General features: G+C 65.1%; 17 protein-coding genes and 1 pseudogene. 3 read left to right on the forward strand and 15 right to left on the reverse strand.

Annotation, left to right across the window (positions count from 1 at the left end; all coding sequences use genetic code 11):
- Positions 1-54: 54 nt before the first annotated feature.
- The 9 genes and pseudogenes from ACYVDO_RS19540 to ACYVDO_RS19580 all read right to left on the reverse strand — a co-directional run bounded on the left by ACYVDO_RS19540 (position 55) and on the right by ACYVDO_RS19580 (position 7,233).
- Positions 55-363: a hypothetical protein gene (locus ACYVDO_RS19540; RefSeq protein WP_460939075.1), complete on the reverse strand. Its 309-nt coding sequence runs from the start codon at positions 361-363 to the stop codon at positions 55-57.
- Positions 364-433: 70 nt separating this feature from the next.
- Positions 434-607, reverse strand: a pseudogene (locus ACYVDO_RS19545) (3-hydroxyacyl-CoA dehydrogenase NAD-binding domain-containing protein); the annotation flags it as partial.
- Complete coding sequence (locus tag ACYVDO_RS19550) at positions 594-1,283, reverse strand: isochorismatase family protein (RefSeq protein ID WP_460939052.1); 690 nt, start codon at positions 1,281-1,283, stop codon at positions 594-596. The pseudogene ACYVDO_RS19545 and the gene ACYVDO_RS19550, both read right to left, overlap by 14 nt.
- The gene (locus tag ACYVDO_RS19555) at positions 1,280-2,149 is read right to left on the reverse strand and encodes an HpcH/HpaI aldolase/citrate lyase family protein (RefSeq protein ID WP_460939053.1); all 870 of its coding nucleotides are present in this window, start codon (positions 2,147-2,149) and stop codon (positions 1,280-1,282) included. The genes ACYVDO_RS19550 and ACYVDO_RS19555 overlap by 4 nt, the downstream gene beginning before the upstream one ends.
- Before the next feature lie 4 nt (positions 2,150-2,153).
- Entirely contained in the window at positions 2,154-3,314 is a 1,161-nt protein-coding gene (locus ACYVDO_RS19560) for an acyl-CoA dehydrogenase family protein (protein WP_460939054.1), read from the reverse strand.
- A 58-nt stretch (positions 3,315-3,372) separates the two neighbouring features.
- Positions 3,373-4,605: a CaiB/BaiF CoA transferase family protein gene (locus tag ACYVDO_RS19565; protein WP_460939055.1), complete on the reverse strand. Its 1,233-nt coding sequence runs from the start codon at positions 4,603-4,605 to the stop codon at positions 3,373-3,375.
- Between the two features lie 46 nt (positions 4,606-4,651).
- Complete coding sequence (locus ACYVDO_RS19570) at positions 4,652-5,185, reverse strand: MaoC family dehydratase (RefSeq protein WP_460939056.1); 534 nt, start codon at positions 5,183-5,185, stop codon at positions 4,652-4,654.
- A 144-nt stretch (positions 5,186-5,329) separates the two neighbouring features.
- Positions 5,330-6,109 carry a FadR/GntR family transcriptional regulator gene (locus ACYVDO_RS19575; RefSeq protein WP_460939057.1) on the reverse strand — a complete coding sequence of 260 codons (780 nt, stop codon included), beginning with the start codon at positions 6,107-6,109 and terminating at the stop codon, positions 5,330-5,332.
- Between the two features lie 107 nt (positions 6,110-6,216).
- Positions 6,217-7,233 (reverse strand): LLM class flavin-dependent oxidoreductase, encoded by a 1,017-nt coding sequence (locus ACYVDO_RS19580; RefSeq protein WP_460939058.1) that lies wholly within the window; start codon positions 7,231-7,233, stop codon positions 6,217-6,219.
- 191 nt (positions 7,234-7,424) lie between these two features.
- On the opposite strand from ACYVDO_RS19580, the gene ACYVDO_RS19585 reads away from it, so the two are divergent.
- Positions 7,425-8,780: an amidase gene (locus tag ACYVDO_RS19585; protein ID WP_460939073.1), complete on the forward strand. Its 1,356-nt coding sequence runs from the start codon at positions 7,425-7,427 to the stop codon at positions 8,778-8,780.
- A 130-nt stretch (positions 8,781-8,910) separates the two neighbouring features.
- Here ACYVDO_RS19585 and ACYVDO_RS19590 read toward each other — a convergent pair whose 3' ends face one another.
- The 5 genes from ACYVDO_RS19590 to ACYVDO_RS19610 are packed head-to-tail and all read right to left on the reverse strand — an operon-like array spanning position 8,911 to position 13,684.
- Positions 8,911-9,639 (reverse strand): ABC transporter ATP-binding protein, encoded by a 729-nt coding sequence (locus ACYVDO_RS19590; RefSeq protein ID WP_460939059.1) that lies wholly within the window; start codon positions 9,637-9,639, stop codon positions 8,911-8,913.
- A 19-nt stretch (positions 9,640-9,658) separates the two neighbouring features.
- Complete coding sequence (locus tag ACYVDO_RS19595) at positions 9,659-10,444, reverse strand: ABC transporter ATP-binding protein (protein WP_460939060.1); 786 nt, start codon at positions 10,442-10,444, stop codon at positions 9,659-9,661.
- A complete protein-coding gene (locus ACYVDO_RS19600; protein WP_460939061.1) occupies positions 10,441-11,523 on the reverse strand; it encodes a branched-chain amino acid ABC transporter permease in 1,083 nt (360 codons plus the stop codon). The genes ACYVDO_RS19595 and ACYVDO_RS19600 overlap by 4 nt, the downstream gene beginning before the upstream one ends.
- Positions 11,520-12,401: a branched-chain amino acid ABC transporter permease gene (locus tag ACYVDO_RS19605; RefSeq protein WP_460939063.1), complete on the reverse strand. Its 882-nt coding sequence runs from the start codon at positions 12,399-12,401 to the stop codon at positions 11,520-11,522. The genes ACYVDO_RS19600 and ACYVDO_RS19605 overlap by 4 nt, the downstream gene beginning before the upstream one ends.
- 47 nt (positions 12,402-12,448) lie before the next feature.
- Complete coding sequence (locus ACYVDO_RS19610; RefSeq protein ID WP_460939065.1) at positions 12,449-13,684, reverse strand: amino acid ABC transporter substrate-binding protein; 1,236 nt, start codon at positions 13,682-13,684, stop codon at positions 12,449-12,451.
- Positions 13,685-13,937: 253 nt separating this feature from the next.
- On the opposite strand from ACYVDO_RS19610, the gene ACYVDO_RS19615 reads away from it, so the two are divergent.
- Together ACYVDO_RS19615 and ACYVDO_RS19620 are read left to right on the forward strand one after the other, a co-directional pair.
- The gene (locus ACYVDO_RS19615; protein ID WP_460939067.1) at positions 13,938-15,383 is read left to right on the forward strand and encodes an MmgE/PrpD family protein; all 1,446 of its coding nucleotides are present in this window, start codon (positions 13,938-13,940) and stop codon (positions 15,381-15,383) included.
- A 104-nt stretch (positions 15,384-15,487) separates the two neighbouring features.
- Positions 15,488-16,699: an MFS transporter gene (locus ACYVDO_RS19620; protein ID WP_460939069.1), complete on the forward strand. Its 1,212-nt coding sequence runs from the start codon at positions 15,488-15,490 to the stop codon at positions 16,697-16,699.
- Positions 16,700-17,669: 970 nt separating this feature from the next.
- Here ACYVDO_RS19620 and ACYVDO_RS19625 read toward each other — a convergent pair.
- On the reverse strand, positions 17,670-17,863 hold a 194-nt coding region (locus ACYVDO_RS19625), incomplete at its 5' end, for a transposase (RefSeq protein WP_460939071.1).

The raw sequence follows: 17,863 nt of genomic DNA on the forward strand, positions 1-17,863 counted from the left end.
CAGGGCCATCGGTGAGATCTCCTTCGATGAGTACTTGGCGGTACACACCGAGAATCACGCCGATGGCCCCCCTACACCCGGAGCCACTCCGCTACCCCAAACCCCACCACTCCTTGGGACGCTCGCCAGCGACGGGAGCGGGTAGTTGGCCGCCTCGTCGAGGATGAGCGACAGGGGCGGGTCGAGCCGGGCCGCGGGGGAGCGGGCGGCGATCCGACGGGCCGCCTCGACGATGTCTTCGACGAAGGCGCCGACCAGTCCCGCGGTGGCGGCGCTGCCGGTCGAAGTGCCGAGCAGGTAGACGGTGCCGCTGTGGCGCAGGAAGTCGTCCGGGTCGAACTGCTCGTTGGGGCCGGGTGACACCGAGCACCTCGGCGGCATCGACGATCTTGCCGCGCTGCTCGGCACGGCTGAGGGAGCGCTGCAGCCGGGCGTAGGCCGTCGCAACAGCTGCGGCACTGGATTCGACGACGACCACGTCGAGGCCCGCGCGGGCGCAGATCTCGACGATGCCAGACCCCATGAGCCCGCATCCGACGACCCCCACCCGGCTGATCGGGCTGCCGGAGCCGGTGAGCACGTGCTCTTGCGTGCTAGGTGAGTCCATGCCCGGGCGCGGCCTCTCTGGAGGGAGGGTCGCTGGGCAGGCTGGTCAGCCACGCGATCGCTGCCCGGGAGTCGATGATGTCGGCGTAGCGACGACCGACGTCTCGCAGGTTCGCCGCATGACTCTCGGGTGACTGATCACCGCAGCAGTCCGCCACTACCTGCGTGCGGAAGCCGTGTGAGAAGGCGTCGACGATGGTCGCCCGCACGCATCCGGAGGTGGCGGCGCCCATGATGAGGACCGTGTCGACAGAGTGCTTCTGCAGGATCGAGCTGAGGTCCGTGCCGAAGAACGCCGACGGGTAGCGCTTCAGCACGCACAGGTCCGAGGCGTCCAGGACGCGCGGGTCGACCTGGGCTGACCATGACCCGGGCGTGACCTCGAGCAGGGATGGGATCTTCCATCGCCCGAACTCGGCCTCGCTCGCCCACGCGACGTAGGTGTGGATGACCGGCACGCCGGCGGCTCGTGCGTGCTGGAGCACCGATACGGCCTTCTCGACAGCGGAGTCGATGTGGGCACCACCGCCGGTGACGGATACCGACGACGTGAAGGTGTGCTGGAAGTCGACGACGATCACCGCGGGTCGCAGCCCGAAGCCCACTTCTCCGATGCCGTAGCCGGCGCGCTCGAAGGCGGCTGACTCCGGACCGCTCTCGTCCGTCGCGACCGTCATGACGTGGCGCTGAGCTCGGGAACCGGGCGATCGGCCAGGCTCAGTACTCGGCGGGCATGTCGGACGACGGCCTCGTCAAGGAGACGTCCCTCGGCGTCCATGACGACGGCTGTGCCAGCCTGGACCTGCTCGTCGTACAGCCGAAGCACCGCGATGGCCCGGTCGACCGTCGCGTCGTCGGGCGTGAAGACCTCGTGGACCGTCGCGAGCTGAGCGGGGTGGATGCAGGCCCGGCCGACGAACCCCTGCCGCGCGCACCGCTGGGTGGAGCGCCGAAACGCCTCGGTGTCCTTGATCTCGATGGACACCGGTGCCGCTGGCGGCTGGATGCCCGCCTCGGCGCTGGCCAGCACCACGTGGCTGCGGATCGCAGCCACTTCGTGCTCGTCCGTGCCAAGGGTGATCCCCGCCTCTGCGCAGAGGTCGTATTCGCCGATCTGCAATCGCAGGACCCGCGGCTGGCGGGCGATGTTCCGGGCCTCGAAGATGGCGGACGGTGTCTCCAGCAGTGGGCTGAGCAGCAGGTCCTCGTGGCCACGGGCAGTGAGGACCTCGCCGATTCGTCGGACGTCCTCGGCGCTTCCCGTCTTGGCCATCACCAGACCGGTGAGGCAGTGGACCCCATCGAGCGCCTCGATGTCCTCCATGGCGGTGTCGCCGGAATTGATCCGTACCCAGAGCTGCGTGGTGGGCGCGGTCTGCTCGGATAGCCAGCTGCGAACACCGCGGCGTGCTTCTTCCTTGCCGGGCCACGGCACCGCGTCTTCCAGGTCGATGATCACCGCATCGGCAGCGCTGGCCGCCGCCTTCTGGATCTTGTCGGCGGCGTTTCCCGGCACGTAGAGGTAGGAGCGGGCAATCCGCATGTCGTCAGCCGACTCTGGTGTCGCCGCGGAGCAGGGACTTGGCCACCACGGTGCGTAGTACGTCATTGGTGCCTTCGCCGATGCTCATCAACGGGGCATCGCGGTAGAGCCGCTCGACCTCGTACTCCGTGGAGAACCCGTAGCCGCCATGCACCTTCATCGAGTCGATGGCTGCTTCGAGCGCCACGTCGGAGCAGAAGATCTTCGCCATGCCGGTCTGGCCATCGGCCCGCCCCCGCGCGACGGCATCGGCCGCCCAGTAGGCCATGAGCCGGGCCGCCTGGAGGTTGGTCGCCATCGACGCGAGCTTGAGCTGAATGGCCTGGAAGTCGGCGATCGGCTGCTTGAAGGCCTTGCGCTGCTTGGAGTAGGACAACGCCTCGTCGAAGGCGCGCTGGGCCACTCCCACGGAACGCGCCGCGATGTTGACCCGGCCCCATTCGAGGGCGGACAGCACCTGCTGCATGCCTCTGCCCTCGACGCCCCCGACGAGGTTCTCGACGGGTACCCGGACGTTGTCGAGCAGCACCTCGCACGACTCGGTTCCCTTGTAACCCAGCTTCGGGATGTCCTTGAGGACGCTGAAGCCAGGGGTTCCCTGCTCGACGAGGAGCACGCTCATGCCCCTGTGGGCCGGGGAAGTGGTGGTGTCGGTCTTGACGAGCACAGGCAGCGGATTGGCATAGCGCGCGTTCGTGATCCACATCTTGGTGCCGTTGATGACGTACTCGTCGCCGTCCAGACGTGCGGTGGTGCGGATGCCTTGCAGGTCGGTTCCGGCGTCGGGCTCGGTGAGAGCGATGCCGGTGCGCCGCTCGCCGGTGGCGAGCTCGGGAAGGTGGTTCTTTTTCTGCTCGTCGGTGCCGTGCAGGGTGATCAGCCGGCACGCCAGCGAGTGGCTGCCGAGGATCCCGGCGATGCCCATCCACCCGCGGGAGAGCTCCTCGAACACCAGGGCAAAGGACACCGGGTCGAGGTCGAGGCCGCCGTACTCCTCAGGCACGGTGATGCCGAACAGGCCCATGTCGGCCAGTCCCTTGACGATCTCCGTGGGGTAGCGGCCGGCCTGTTCCCACTCGCGAGCGACCGGGATCACCTCGCGGTCGACGAAATCCCTGAGCAGGGCCCGGAACTCCTTCTGGTCTTCGGTGAACTCGAATTGCATCGTTGAACCTCCAGTGGCTGCGCGTCGGTTGATGGGTCAGTCAGTTCGGCTCACGGGGTCACCGCGCGGCGCCCTGGACCTCGTATGCCGGGGAATCCGGCGAGTGACGGGGTTCATCCCCGAACGCTCCCTCGCGGGCGAGCTCGGCGATGGTGGCTTTGTCGTAGGAGGCGATGTCGCCCAGGACGTGGTCCATGTCCTCGTTGCGCATGGGGGCGCGTCGGTACGTCGGCGGCACGTTGCCGACGCGGACCGGAGAGGCAACCTGCGAGACGGTCCCGAAGCGCGGGTGCTCGGTCTGGACGATGAGGCCACGGGCGACGGTGTGCTCGTCCTTGAGCGCCTTCTCGACGTCGTTGATCGGCGCGCAGGGGATGCCCGCGGCATACAGGTCCGCGAGCCAGTCCTCGACCGTGCGCGCTTCCAGCACCTCCTCGATCAGGGGGATCAGTTCATCCCTGTGCACCCGTCGATCGGCGAACGTCCTGAACCGCGGGTCATCTCCCCACTCGGGGCGGTTGAGCACGTCGACGAGCCTTGTCCAGAACTTCTCCTTGGCGCAGCCGATGATCAGCCAGCCGTCGGCGGCCTCGAAGGCCTGGAACGGGACGAGGGAGGGGTGGGCCGAGTGCGCAGTGCGGGTGGGGGTGAAGCCAGCGTTGAGATGCCAGGCCGCCGGATAGTTCAGCAGGGAGATGGCGGTGTCGTAGAGGCTGACGTCGCAGTCCATGCCGATGCCGTCCCTGCTCGCCGCGTGCAAGCCGCTGAGGAGTGCGATCGCTGCGACGAAGCCGCCCGAGTAGTCGACCAGTGAGAGACCGGACTTCGCTGGCGGCCCGCCGGGCTCGCCGGTGAGGTCCATCCAGCCGGCGAGTCCCTGCAGGACGTAGTCGTAGCCCGGCTCCTTCTGTCGCGGGCCGGTCATCCCGAAGCCGGTGAGGGAGCAGCAGACGATGGCCGGGTTGAGGTGCTTGAGGTCGTCGTAGGTGATGCCCATCTTGGCAGGGACATCACCACGCAGGTTCGAGTAGACCGCGTCCGAGACACGCACAAGGTCCTCCAGCACGCGTCGCCCTGCTGATGTGGACAGGTCCAAGGAGAGGCTGCGCTTGTTGCGGTTGAACGCCTCGAAAAAGAGCGAGTCCTCATCCTCCCCGTAGGGCGGTACGTAACGTCCGACATCGCCGCCGAAACGCGGGTCCTCGATCTTGATGACCTCGGCTCCCAGGTCGGCCAGGTGGACGCTGCCCCAAGGGCCTGCCCCATACTGTTCGATCGCGATGATGCGCACGTCTTCAAGCGGCCTCATGAATTTCCGTTCTCTTCGGGTCGATCGGTCAGCTGGCTGCTGAGGTTTGGACGGCCAGCGGCACTTCGCCCACGGGGAAGATGCCTTGGAGCTGCTCCGCTCCCCGCTTGTAGACATAGAACGTGCGGAAGAAGGAGCACACCTCCTTGCCGTCCTGGTTGAGGGTGCGGGTCTTCACTGTCACGATTCCGGCCTGCGGCCGGGAGGCCGACTCTCGCTTGTCGGTGACCAGGGACTCGCTCCAGAGCGTGTCGCCGGCAAAGACCGGGTGGGTCATGCGGATGTCGTCCCAACCGAGGTTCGCGAAGGCATTCTGGGTGAGGTCGGTGACGCTCTGGCCCACCGCGATGGCCACGGTCAGGGTCGAGACGACGATGGGTCGCCCGAACTCCGAACGCGACGCGTACTCGGTGTTGAAATGCATCTGGCTCGTGTTCATCGTCAGCAGCGTGAACCAGGTGTTGTCGTTCTCCGTGATGGTCCGTCCGAGGGGATGCTGGTAGATGTCCCCCAGCTCGAAGTCCTCGAAGAACCTGCCTCGCCAGCCATCCACCCTAGCCATCTGCACTCCTTCTGTTCCGCAAGCCTGTTCGTGGGATCGCGTCCAGCATAAACATCAGACATTTATTGGTCAAGGACTAGGGGACAGAGAAAACGCCCGAACCGCAACAGGTTCGGGCGTATCGAAGAAAGATCTGACCAATCTCTAGGCGCTCGGGTCCTCATAGAGGACGCGCAGCGTCGAGAGGTGGTCGAGCATCGCCTGGGCTGCCCCGTCACCATCCCCGGCCGCGATCGCCTCGAGGATCGCACCGTGTTCGGAGTCCACCTTGTTCCAGAACTTCGGCTCGACGTCCGGGCGCAGGAACTTTGCCTGGAGGACCTTGAAAACGGGATCGTTCATGATCTTGAGAAGTCCGTTCCCCGCGGCCTCGACGATGATGCCGTGAAAGTTACGGTGTTCCCTGAACTTGAGCCCGCGGCCCATGCTGGCGATCTCGCGGTCGAGAGCCTCGCGCATAGCCTCGATGTGCTCGGGAGTGGCGCGGCTGGAGGCAAGTCTCGCGGCCGGCACCTCCACCAGCTCACGCGCCTCGAGGATCTCCGCCACCGTGATCGCGTCCGCACCCGACATGAGCCCGAGGCTGGTCTCGAGGTACTGGCTCACCTTTGACGCATCCGTCTTGGACACGAAGGTGCCGCCCGTGGTCCCCCTAACCGTGTGCACTAGGTCGCGCGCGGCGAGAACGCGCAACGCCTCCCTGATGGTGCTGCGGCTAACGCCGAAGATGGCACACAGCTCGCCCTCCACGGGCAGGCGATCCCCAGGCGCTAGCTCTCCCTTCAGGATGAGTTGCCGCAACTGCTCGGCGACCTGTTCGTAGGCTGGCAGGACCCTGTTTACTGAAAGAACGTCTGACGTGCCGCTGTGGTGCGGTAGCAACGCAGCGACGCTAGGCGCCTTCCTAGAGGCCGTCTCGGCCATTGGTACCCCTGACTCTCATGATGATCGGCTGGACACGCTCTCGTCCCCTGGCTGCGTATCGATGGGCAACCCCGCTCTCTTTGGAGCGAGTATGCCGGTGCTCGCGCTTAGGTTGCGCCGTTCCGCAGGACAGGAACCACCTCCTTAGCCAGGAGCTCGATCGAGTCGCGAGCGCTCTCCATTGGCATTCCAGCCCAGTGTGTCCGGAAGATAAATGCATCCGCGCCGACGTCATCACGCCATGGGAGTAGGGCCTCGAGGCAGTCGTCGGGAGAGCCGACGATAAATCTCTGCTCCGCCAGCTCCTCGTAGGCGATGTCGAAGGACTCCGCCTCCGGCATGACCTTATCCTGACCCCATTGGGCGTATATCCGGTACTTTTCGGCCAAGTAGGGCGCAGCGAGCTCGACGGCAGACTCCCGGTCGCGTGCGCAGAAGATCTCGCGCATGACCGGCAGGCCGGACCCTGGCCCGGTTCCTGCCTCCTCGCGTGCCGCGTGGTATAGGTGCGTCTGCCGACCGATGGTCGTGATCGTGGCGTGGGGATTGACCATCCAGGCATCCGCAAGCCGCGCGGCCCGTTGAACAGCCGCATCGCTGTTGGCCGCCATCCACAGCGGCGGCCGAGGCCGCTGCGCCGGCAGAAGGTTCAGCTTCGCGGCCCTCAGACGACACCACGGCAGCTCGGCGTCGACCTCCTCCCCAGCCCACAGCCGCATGACGATGTCGAGATTGGCCTCGAACCTGGTCACCCGTCCGGATTTGCCGATGCCGAAGGCCATGTACTCGACGTCTCGGTAGCCAAGACCAACACCCAGCGTCAGTCGACCCCCGGTGACAACATCCAGGGAAGCGAAGTTCTCGGCGACATCCAAGGGATTCTGGAGAGCGAGCAGGAGGATTCCCAGCCCGATCCTCATGTCGCCCGCCTCGCTCGACAACCTGGCGAGGTACGGGAGTGGCTGAATGTGGGTGACGGACTCGCTCAGGTAGTGCTGACCGGCGAAGACGGAGTCCCATCCTGCATCGCGTGCGGTCCGCACTAACTCGAGCTGCTCCGCGAAGGCGGTCAGCTGGTTGGACCCGAGCGGCTGCTGGTTGGTGAGGAAGAGGCCTATCTGCATCTACGCTCCTAGGCCGGCATTCCACCAGCGGACGGGTGATCTCTTGACCTCCTACGCTAAATGTCAGAGGATTTGGTGTCAATGCTCGGAGTTCGAACGGACCAATGCGACCTGAGGGTTCCGGAAACCTCAGAGGTTGGCTCCCTTCTACGCAATGGTCCAGATCTGAAGGATGGAGGCGAGTTTGCGTGATGGTCGCATGCAATGACGTGGTTCGACGCGCGGAGAACGCGCTGGCCAGGATCGAGGCCTGCGACCCCGTCCTGCACGCTGTCATTACTCGGATGGACGACGAAGTGCGCACTCATGCGGCACGACTAGCAGGTGAGGCGGCCTCTGGCAGGTTCGCCGGGCCGCTGCACGGCGTGCTGGTGGCGCTCAAGGACAACATCGACACTGCGGGGACCCGAACCACGGCGGGGTCAGACTTCTTCCGGGACAGGACTCCCGAGCAGGACGCCTTCGTCGTCCAGAGGCTCCGGCAGGCGGGGGCGATCCTGACCGCCAAGGTCAACCTGGCCGAGTTCGCTCTTGGAGCGACGACCCAGAACGCTCACTGGGGCTCTTGCCGGAACGCGTGGAATCGGGAACGGATTCCCGGGGGATCCAGCGGCGGCTCCGCGGTCGCGGTTGCCGCGGGGATGGCGGAAGCATCCCTGGGCACCGACACGGGCGGATCCGTCCGAATCCCTGCCTCGGTGAACGGGTTGGTCGGATTGCGCCCGACACTCGGACGAATCTCGAACCGGGGGGTGACCCCTTTGAGCTTAGCCTTCGATACCGTCGGGCCTATCGCACACACTGCGTCCCTCACAGCGGCAGTCTTCAGCGCCATCGACTTCTTCGACTTCGATGATCCCAGTTCCCAGGACGGGCCGCGCCGAGATGTGCTGGCGGCCCTCGACGAGGGCGTCCGGGGGCTGCGGATCGGGATTCCGCAGGAGTTCTTCTTCGATGACGTCGACCCGGCGATTGCCGCGGCTGTCCGCGAGGTCGGAGACTTGCTAGCCAGGCTCGGGTGCGAGCTAATGGCGGTGACGCTCGAGGGTGCTGCCGAGGCGCAGGGCCACATGTTCCAGATTCTCTATCCTGAAGCCGCGGCGTTCCACGCCCAGCGCCTGGACGACGCGCCCCTGCAGTTCGGCGAGGACGTCCATCGGCGGCTTCAACTGGGCATTGGGGTGGACGCCCGAGACATGGCGCGGTCCATTGCGTGGCGACGACGGTGGCAGCGCTCCGTCGAGCGCGTCCTGCTTGACGTCGATGTCATCCTGACGCCAACGCTCCCCGTCGACGTGCCCTTGGTGGAGGGTGCGGAAATGATCCGAACCACCCACGAGATCACCAGGTTTACGTACGGCTTCTCCATGTTCCACGGCCCCTCGATCTCGGTCCCGTGCGGCCTTCACCCGGCATCTGGCATGCCGATGGGCGCGCAACTCACGGCGGCCCCGTGGCGCGAGGACGTGCTGTTCCGCACCGCGGCTGCCTATCAGTCCGCTACCGGCTGGCACGAGCTCAGGCCGGCGGCGCTGGGGCCGGCCTGAGTCTGCCCGCCGGACAGACATCCAGGATGCCCGGACGGGTGGTTCGAACATGCGGTCTAAGGCAGCCCAGTGTCCCGCAGCAGAGGCGCAGGGGCATGGCCCGGCATCGTGACCTCGCTGAGGTCCATGGTCAGCCGCCGAGGAACGCGCGGCGGACCTCTGCGTCCTCCAGCAATGCTTGCCCTGTGCCCGTGTGGCTCACCACCCCGCGTTTGATGACGTAGCCGCGGTCCGCAAGCTCGAGTGCCGAGCGGGCGTTCTGCTCGATGATCAGGAACGTGATTCCTGCCGCGTCCCTGAGCTCACGAAGCTGCTCGAACATCGCCTTTGTGAGGATGGGGGACAGCCCGACCGACGGCTCATCCATCAGTATCATCCGCGGGTTGAGCATCAGGGAGCGGCCGATCTCCAGGGCGCGCCGTTCCCCACCCGAGAGGGTGCCGGCATACTGCGCGCGCCGCTCGGCCAGCCGCGGAAAGAGGTCGAATATCTCGTCGACACGAGCCTTGACGCGCGCCTTGTCTCGGATCAGGTACATCCCGAGCTCGAGGTTCTCGTGGACGTTGAGCGAGGGGAAGATCGTGGAGAGCTGTGGCACCATCGCCATTCCCGCCCGCAGGAGCTCCTGCGGACCCATCGCCGTGACGTTCTCGCCCTCGAAGACCACCATGCCCTGCCGGACGTTGATGAGGCCGTAGATCGCCTTGAACACGGTCGATTTGCCTGACCCGTTGGGACCCACCACGGAGACAATCTCGCCTCTGCGAACCTCGAGGTCGATGCCGTGCAGGATGTCAAAGCCGCCGTAGCCGGCAATCACGCCGGCCACTTCAAGCATCACGTCGTTGGGGCCGCCCACGTACTCATGGTCACGGGTCTCAGGCGCCGAGGTAGGCATCGATGACCTCCTGGTTCTCACTGATCTCGGTGGGTGTGCCGTTCGCCAGTTCCTGACCGTCGTCAAGGACGACGATGCGGTCCGCGATGGAGAAGATGAAACCGATGTTGTGCTCGACGATGATGAAGGCCACGCCCTCGTCGTCGTTGAGCACTTTGACGTAGTGCTTGAGGGACTCGATGAGGGTGGGGTTGACGCCGGAAGTCGCCTCGTCCAGGAGCACCAAGCTCGGACTGGACATCATGGCCATGACGAGTTCGACGAGTCGCATCTGGCCACCCGAGATGTTGCCTGCGTACTGATGGCTCAGGTGGGAAATCTCCATGAGGTCGACGAGGTCGGAGGCCCGCTGTCGGGTGGCCGTATCCGTGGGCCGCAACAGCCGTCCCAGGCCGACCCCCTCCCATTGACGTCCCAGCAGCGCGTTCTCCCACACTGTCAGCTCAGGAAAGAGTCGGACGTTCTGGAACGTTCGCGCCATGCCGCGACGCGCCACCTGCATCGTGCGCAGTGCGCCGATGTCTTCGCCGTTGAACTCCACGCTCCCCCGGTCGATGGGGATGTCGCGTGAGAGGCACCCCAAGAGGGTCGACTTCCCCGACCCATTGGGACCGACTAGCCCGACTATCTCCCCCCTCGCTACGTCGAAGTCAACCTCTCGTACAGCGCGCACTCCACCGAAGCTCTTGGTGACGCCACGAGCCCTCAATACGCGATCACGACCATCCGTTGCCGTTCTCGACGACAACGCGGGCGAGGTGGTCATTCGACACTCCTCACTGTGAGCACCGCGTCGGGCGTGTCTGCCTTGCTGAGTGCGTCACCACGATGGCGAAGCCGCCTAATCCGTCGCCCGAGAACCGTGCGTTCGCCACGAAGGACTGTTCCCACGATGCCCTCAGGCATGAACAGAACGATCAGGATGAGGAACGCTCCGAAGACCACGAGGAAGGAGTTCCCCTGCTCGGCCCAGAGCGTGTCCCGGACCATGAGAAACAGCACAGTTCCCACTACGGGACCCCACACCGTGCCAAGACCGCCGAGCACTGTCATCAGGGCCACGTTGATGAGGAAACTGTCTCGGAACATGATCTCCGGGTCGATGAAGGTGATCTCATATGCCCAGCAGCCACCGATGGCCCCGGTGATGGCGGCGGAGATGCAGAACACAGAAAGCTTCAGCAGCGTGGTGTTGATCCCTCGCGCCTCGGCGCCTCGCTCGTCATCCTTGATGGCCAGCAGGGACATTCCGAACTGCGAGCGGCGAAGCCACCAGGCGAAGGCGACGACAGCCACAGCGCCCGCCAGATACAAGTAGTAGAAGAACAGGCGATTCACGTCAGCGATCAGCACTAGCCCTTGCGCGCCCTCAGTGAGGGGCGTGGCCATGAGTACCAGCTCCCGCATGGCGAGAAACGACCCCAGCATGGCGATGGAAAAGTAGACCCCGCGAAGTCGCAAGAGCGGAAAGCCGATTAGGAGCGCGACGAGTGCGGCGAAGAGTGCTGCGAGCGGAACCGTTGCCGCGAAGGGCACCTCGACTTTGACGACGAGGATCCCCGTGACATAGCCGCCCAGTCCAAAGAAGACACCGTGGCCGAAGTCGACATAGCCGGTGAAGCCCGATATGAAGTTCCAACTTGAGGACAAGATGATCCACATGAACATGGTGCTTAGAGTGAGCAGCACACTGTCGTTCAAGCCCGAGTAAGGCAAGAGGCCCATTCCTATCGCCGCGAGCAGCAGGATCAGGATTGACCGGTACCTTACGACCCGTCGACCATTCCGCGATGGCCCCGGGCTGGCCTGAACTTGTGTCGCGAGCGACTGCATCACACTGCTCATGCCCTAACCCCTCCCAGCCGGGAGATCCCTTCTGGTCGCAGCGCCAGCACGACGACCACGAGGATGAATGCGGCCGCGGTCCCCAGGCTGGTGCCGATGTTGGGCACGTACCCACTGAGAGCAGACTCGATCAAACCGACAAACATCGCAGCGGCGAGAGTGGCGCTCACCCGTCCACCGCCGCCGAGGACGACAATCACGAACGCCTTGAGCGTGAACATGCCGCCCATGAAGGGATAGAAGCCTTGCGTGACACTGAAGAGCCCCCCCGCCGCGAAGGCGACCGCAGTCCCCAAACCGAACGCCGAGCAGTAGACCTTTGTCACGCTAATACCGACAATCCGTGCGGCGGCACGGTTCTGGGCCGTGGCCTTCATCGCCTTGCCCTGCTTCGTCCGATCGAGGAAGAGCGTCAGGAGGGTCAGCAGGAGCAGTGCCGCTGCAAGCATGATCATCTTGCTGACGGAGACTCGGAACCCGAGCAGACTCAGCACGGAGTCCGAGTACGCCGCCTTGGTGACCTTGGGTGTCGTGCTGAAGAGCATTGTCAAGGCTCCCGCGATGACGGATGCGAGTCCGAAGGTCACCAACAAGGGCATCAACTCATGCCGCTCAAGCACTGGCATGACCAGAACCCTTGAGATGACCCAGCCAAAGGCGAAGCCCAAGATGCCAAGCAGTGGCAGAGCCACTAACACGTCAAGCCCCAGATACTGCTGCGCGGCCCAGGCCAGATAGGCGCCCAAGACGAGGAACTCCCCATGCGCCAGGTTGATGATGCGCATGATGCCGAAAACCAGTGAGAGGCCTTGGGCCATCAGGGCATAGAAGCCGCCGAGGATGACTCCGTCGATGGCGACCTGAGTGAGAGTGTGCACGTGCTACTCCGTCCGCTCCTTGGTGGTGCATGGGGTGTTGCGCACGTTCAGCGTGCGTTCCAAGGCTTCAGCGGCACGATCGGGGCCTTGGCGGCGTCCTTCGGTGCAACCACGACCTGGTTGCCCTTGGCGTCGAGTTGGATCGTCAGCATCGGTCGGTTGACATTGGCGCCGGTGAGGCCGCTCGGGTCTCCCTTTGCGGTGTAATCGATCGGCCCGAAGAAGGTGTTCGCCTTCATGTCGACCAATGCCTTGCGGACCTTCTCGGTGTCGGTGCTGCCGGCCGCCTCGACCGCGAGCTGCAGGGATAGCCCGGCTGCCGAAGCGCTCGGGGGCAGGTAGGACGGGTTCTGGCCGTACTTCTTGACGTAGGTGTCGAAGTAGTCCTGAGCAGTTCCGAAGTATTTGTCCTTGTACGCATCATTGGGCACCCACTGTGTGGGCGCCATGATGCCTTCTGCGGTGGAGACGCCAAGCTCCTTCACGAAGGTCTCCTCAGTCGGAGCCTGCACCATCAGCACATACTTCGGGGCCCAACCGACATCGCGCATTGTCCGGGTGGCCAGAAGGCCGATCAGAGTGGTCCCCGCCTCCACGAACGCATCGGGATTCTTTGCCTGCATCTGACGAATGGCTCCGGTGATGTCAGTGGAGTCGGCGGGTACGGACTGAACCGAAACGACCGTCAGCCCGAGGGCCTTGGCCGTCTCTACGGTGGCGTTCTTGACGTCGGTCATCGGGGCGTCGTCGGAGTGCATCACCGCGACTGTCTTGATCCCCTGGGCCTTGAGGGCCTCAAGGCCGCTGGTGGTGTACTTACTCGTGAGGGTTAGGGGACTGAACACGTACTCATTGCCCTTGTCGAAGACACTCACTGCCGCTGCCCCGCCGGCGAACATGATCTTCTTGTACTTGGCGGCAATGGCTGACGTCGCAATAGTCAGGCCCGACGAGTACGGGCCGAACATGAAGTCGACCTTGTCCTGACTGATGAGCCGTTGGGTTAGCTTCACCGCAGTCTCGGGCTCCGACTGGTCGTCATAGTAGATGATTTGGACTTTGCGCTTTGTCCCGCCCACGTCGATGCCGCCGCGGGAGTTGACCTCGTCCGCCCACATCTCGTAGCCGCGCTTCGTCGACTTCCCCTCAATGGAGAACTTCCCGGTCTCCGAGACGGCCGCCCCAATCTTGATGGGGCCGGAGCCGCCGCCCTGGGCGGCGACTCCCCCTGCTCCGCACGCGGCAGCGACGAGGGTGGTGGCCAAACTGGCCGAGACAATCATGGAACGACTAGACATGGGTTGGGGGCCTTTCGTCGGAGTTCGCATCTGTCGGACAAGGGCAGTAGCGGTGCGGCCGAGGTCCATACCCTGTGCTGGGACAGGACCACTGGCGGGCGAACGCTGTGCAAGCGCAATGGTTGAATCCTCTGACGTTTCGTGTGATGCTAAAGGTCAGACTGTTGGATGACAACCCCCTCGGTCCAGCAGATCTCCAGTCGTCCAGCCGGCAGCGGCAGGCACAGAAGGAGTGATCGTGAGCAGCATTGGCGAACTCGGCAAGCGTGAAATGGACATAGACGTGACAACCCATGCGGAGCCCGACAGCGGGGAGGCCATCGCAGCGCACATCGGTCGGTGGGCGGCCACAGTCAGCATGGACGACATCCCCGATGCCGTGGTCGGCCGCGCGCTGCTGCACATACTCGACTGCGTCGGCCTGGCGTATGCAGCTTCCAACTACGACTTCGCCAAGCGTGCGCTCGCTGCCGTCTCAGAGTTTGGCCCGGGCAGCACTCCCGTCATCGGACACAGCCTGCGTGTGAGTCCTCGTGATGCCGCTCTGCTCAACGGGATCCTGGTCCACGGCCTCGACTACGACGACACCCACCTGGCTGGTGTGATCCATGCTTCGGCCAGCGCCCTGCCGACAGCGCTCTCAGTGGCTAGCCATCGCCACCTGCCGGGCAAGGACTTGATTCTCGGATACCTCATTGGCCTCGAGGTCAGTTCCCGCGTAGGTGCGGCGGCCAACAGCGGGTTGCATGCGCACGGATTCCATCCGACTGGTGTGGTCGGAGCGTTCGGTTCCGCAGTGGCAGCTGCCCGCCTGGGGGGTTTGAACGCCCAGGGCATCGCCACCGCGCAAGGCTTCGTGGGGAGTCTGGCCAGCGGCGTGATGGAGTTTCTCGAGACCGGCGCGTCCACCAAGCGAGTTCACCCGGGATGGGCCGCAGCGAGCGGCATCACCGCGGCGGCGTTCGCCAAGCACGGCTTCGAGTCGCCCCCCGCAATCTACGAAGGCCGATTCGGGCTCTTTGCGTTGCACACTCCACTCGGCCACGACATCAACCTGTCCAAGGCAACTGCCGGCCTCGGGGATGACTGGGAAATCTTCCGCGTCGGCATCAAGCCCTTTCCCGCCTGCCACTTCACCCATGCGTTCGCCGATGCGGCCCAGATCCTGCTGGATACCCATCGCTTCGCCCCCTCCGACATCGAGTCGATCACCTGCCTCGTTCCCGAGGAGATTGTGCCCGTAGTGCTGGAGCCGGCCGCGAACAAACTGCGTCCCCGTTCGGACTACGACGCGAAGTTCAGCCTTCCGTTCATCGTCTCAGCGATCCTCAACAGGGGCCGGTTCACGTTGGCCGAGCTCGAGGACGAGGCGCTGCGTGACCCCCAGATCCTGGCTCTCGCTGCGAAGGTCAGGTACGAGCCGGACCCGAACAAGACCTTCCCGAAGTACTTCCACGGCGAGCTGATCATCCGGCTGAAGGACGGACGCGAGTTCAGCCACCGCGAGAACGATAACCGGGGCTCCGAGGAGCGGCCCCTTTCAGCCCAGGACATTGAGGCGAAGTTCTACGACAACATGGCCATGGTCTCGAGCTCAGCCCACGCGGAGCGTGTCCATGAGGCGATCATGGGGCTGGCCACCGAGACGGACAGCGCGACCTTCGCCGAGGCTCTGCGCGGATAGCACGCTTGGGCTGTCCGTCGCTTGCATGTGGCGGGCTGAAAGTGATTGCGGGGGCCAAGCGCCCAAGAAGCGGAATCGATCACGGGAGTGGGCCGGGTAGCGAGATGCGCAAGGCATGGAACTCCGGTCTCGTTTCCACCATGCTCGCGGCCAGCGCCATGACGAGTTTGGGTGCCATTCCGGTGTTTCTGCTCAGCGCTCAAGGTGTCTTCGTCCGTGACGACCTCGGGTTCGACGAGGCCAGGTTCGGCTTGGCGGCGAGCGCATTTTTCGCGGCGGCGGCTGCGAGCGCGCTCCTGGGAGGGCGCCTCGTGGACCGGCTTGGGCGGCGCCGAGGCACCATCTTGGCAGGCGCCCTGGCGTGTCTGGGAGGGGCCGGGGTGGCGTATCTCGCCCGCTCCTACCTAGTACTGGTGATGATGCTGGTTGTGCTGGGCATGGCTAACGCGGCACTTCAGGTGACCTCGAATCTGTCGCTGGCGAAGGCCATTCCCGCGCATCGGCAAGGGTTGGCCTTCGGCGTCAAGCAGTCGGCCGTTCCGTTCGCCATCCTGCTCGGTGGCTTGTCCGTCCCAACCGTGGGGGCACTGATGGGCTGGCGGTGGACGTTCGGGATCACCTCCTTGGCTGGTGCGGGCGTCCTCGTGTCCGGGCTGAGGATTCCGCGTGGAGGCAGCGCCAGCGCGAGCGCCGCGCGCGCCGTCGAGGGACCGCCGCGAGGCGCTCTCCTGCTCACGGCCGCCGGCATGACCATGGCCAGCGCGTCGGTCAACTCGCTGGGCGCGTTCCTGCCCGCGTGGGCCTTCCGCATCGGCATGAGCCCCTCCTCGGCCGGCTTCATGATGGCGGCGGGAAGCGGGTTGTCGATTCTCGCCCGCCTGCTGACCGGCCATCGCGCAGACCGCCGAGACGGTGGCAACCTGGCGGTGGTGATCCAGCAACTGGCGACTGGCGCCGTGGCGTTCGTGCTGATCTCCATCCCCACAGTCCCCACCCTGTGGGCATCCTCGATGCTTGCCTTTGCGATCGGCTGGGCATGGCCAGGGCTCCTGCTGTTCGCCGTCGTGCGGGTTGGGCGAGAAGCTCCGGGCGCAGCCTCGGGCGTCGTGCAGGCGGGCGCCTTCGTCGGAGGTGCCACCGGACCCGCCCTCTTCGGACTACTCGTGTCCACCACGAACTACCAGTTCGCGTGGCGAGTCGGCGGTGGCTGCATGCTGCTTGCCGGAGGAATGCTGGGACTGGCGCGCAGAGCATTCCTGCGAGACCTGCAGTCTCGCCCCCTGCAGCGTCCGGCGAATGTACGCGGGGCGTCGTAGAGCCACGGTTGCTTAACCCCCCGGCTGCCTGCGAGTCTCCGCGGCGGCTAGGTGCGGTGCTCTGATGGGGCGAACGAACGCCGCCAGCAACGAGCGGACGGGCTATCCCCTCTGCCGAACGTCCACGGAGCTGATCCCTCCTGCCAATGGGAGCCCGGGCGAACGAGCCTGGCCGGCGCTCACGTTGCGCCAATTCGGTTCCAGTTCCGCCACGCCGTTGAGCAGCTCGAGCCGCGGAATCAGGGCTCTGAGGAGGCCGGGTCGACCGGATGATGAAGGCAGGTCGTCAAGTCCGCCGCACCGTCTACACCCACCCACCAGCTCGGTCCTCGCTGCGGCGCAGCAGACCACGAGCTCGACCACCGGCGCTCACGGCCTGGGCTTACGCACACCTCTGGCTCATCGCCGCGCCCGTCGGCGACGTCGACACTGTCGGCAATGTCGAAACGAGCGTGCCGAGTGAGCTCCTCGCTCAACCTCGCCAAAGTCGGCATCGAGGCGCGCCGCCGTCGATTGTCGGGCTGCGCAGGCAGTACAGCCGAGAGAGACGGCGCTTCTGAACGGGTGGCTGAGGGTGAGGGAGAGTAGGGCTCCATTCCCAAGGCCCTCCGGTTGTGCGGTGGGTCCATTACGCGCATCGGGTGGGGGCGCGCAAGGACTAACAATCTCTCGTCAAGATGTCGTGCCACAACCCGTGCTATATCTCTCTGCCAAGCCAAGTCTCTGACGGTGAGTCACGGCATGTCGGCAGGCCGCTCGCCTGGATGGACTACGGGATACACAAGGCCGCAGGTCAGCGCTACTCTGACCTGCGGCTTCGAGTGGTGGCCGAGGTGGGGTCGAACCGCAGACCTTCCGATTTCAAACACAACCCCCTAAGAACATTCTTACCAACCGAGTGGGGCGATGGGCCATCGACGCCGAGGGCGACAGCGTCCCGCGGGGTGGTGGGCTTTCGAGCCTCGGTGCCTTACGTGCCGCTGGTGATGGCGGCCGTGGGTTGAGTATCGCGCTCGGGGTACAGCAACGCTAGGGACCCTTCAGAGAGGTAGCGGCGTTCGTCGGTGACCCATTCGTCGTGGGTGTCGGCCAAGACGGCTCCGACGAGGCGGATCACGGCGGCGTCGTTGGGGAAGATGCCCACGACCCGGGCGCGGCGTTTGA

This window comes from Phycicoccus ginsengisoli, assembly GCF_054779295.1.

Coding starts and splice junctions, on each gene's coding strand:
- ACYVDO_RS19550 (WP_460939052.1), bottom strand. CDS start 1,283: ATGACGGTCGCGACGGACGAGAGCGGTCCGGAGTCAGCCGCCTTCGAG.
- ACYVDO_RS19555 (WP_460939053.1), bottom strand. CDS start 2,149: ATGCGGATTGCCCGCTCCTACCTCTACGTGCCGGGAAACGCCGCCGAC.
- ACYVDO_RS19560 (WP_460939054.1), bottom strand. CDS start 3,314: ATGCAATTCGAGTTCACCGAAGACCAGAAGGAGTTCCGGGCCCTGCTC.
- ACYVDO_RS19570 (WP_460939056.1), bottom strand. CDS start 5,185: ATGGCTAGGGTGGATGGCTGGCGAGGCAGGTTCTTCGAGGACTTCGAG.
- ACYVDO_RS19575 (WP_460939057.1), bottom strand. CDS start 6,109: ATGGCCGAGACGGCCTCTAGGAAGGCGCCTAGCGTCGCTGCGTTGCTA.
- ACYVDO_RS19580 (WP_460939058.1), bottom strand. CDS start 7,233: ATGCAGATAGGCCTCTTCCTCACCAACCAGCAGCCGCTCGGGTCCAAC.
- ACYVDO_RS19585 (WP_460939073.1), top strand. CDS start 7,425: ATGGTCGCATGCAATGACGTGGTTCGACGCGCGGAGAACGCGCTGGCC.
- ACYVDO_RS19595 (WP_460939060.1), bottom strand. CDS start 10,444: ATGACCACCTCGCCCGCGTTGTCGTCGAGAACGGCAACGGATGGTCGT.
- ACYVDO_RS19600 (WP_460939061.1), bottom strand. CDS start 11,523: ATGAGCAGTGTGATGCAGTCGCTCGCGACACAAGTTCAGGCCAGCCCG.
- ACYVDO_RS19610 (WP_460939065.1), bottom strand. CDS start 13,684: ATGATTGTCTCGGCCAGTTTGGCCACCACCCTCGTCGCTGCCGCGTGC.
- ACYVDO_RS19620 (WP_460939069.1), top strand. CDS start 15,488: ATGCGCAAGGCATGGAACTCCGGTCTCGTTTCCACCATGCTCGCGGCC.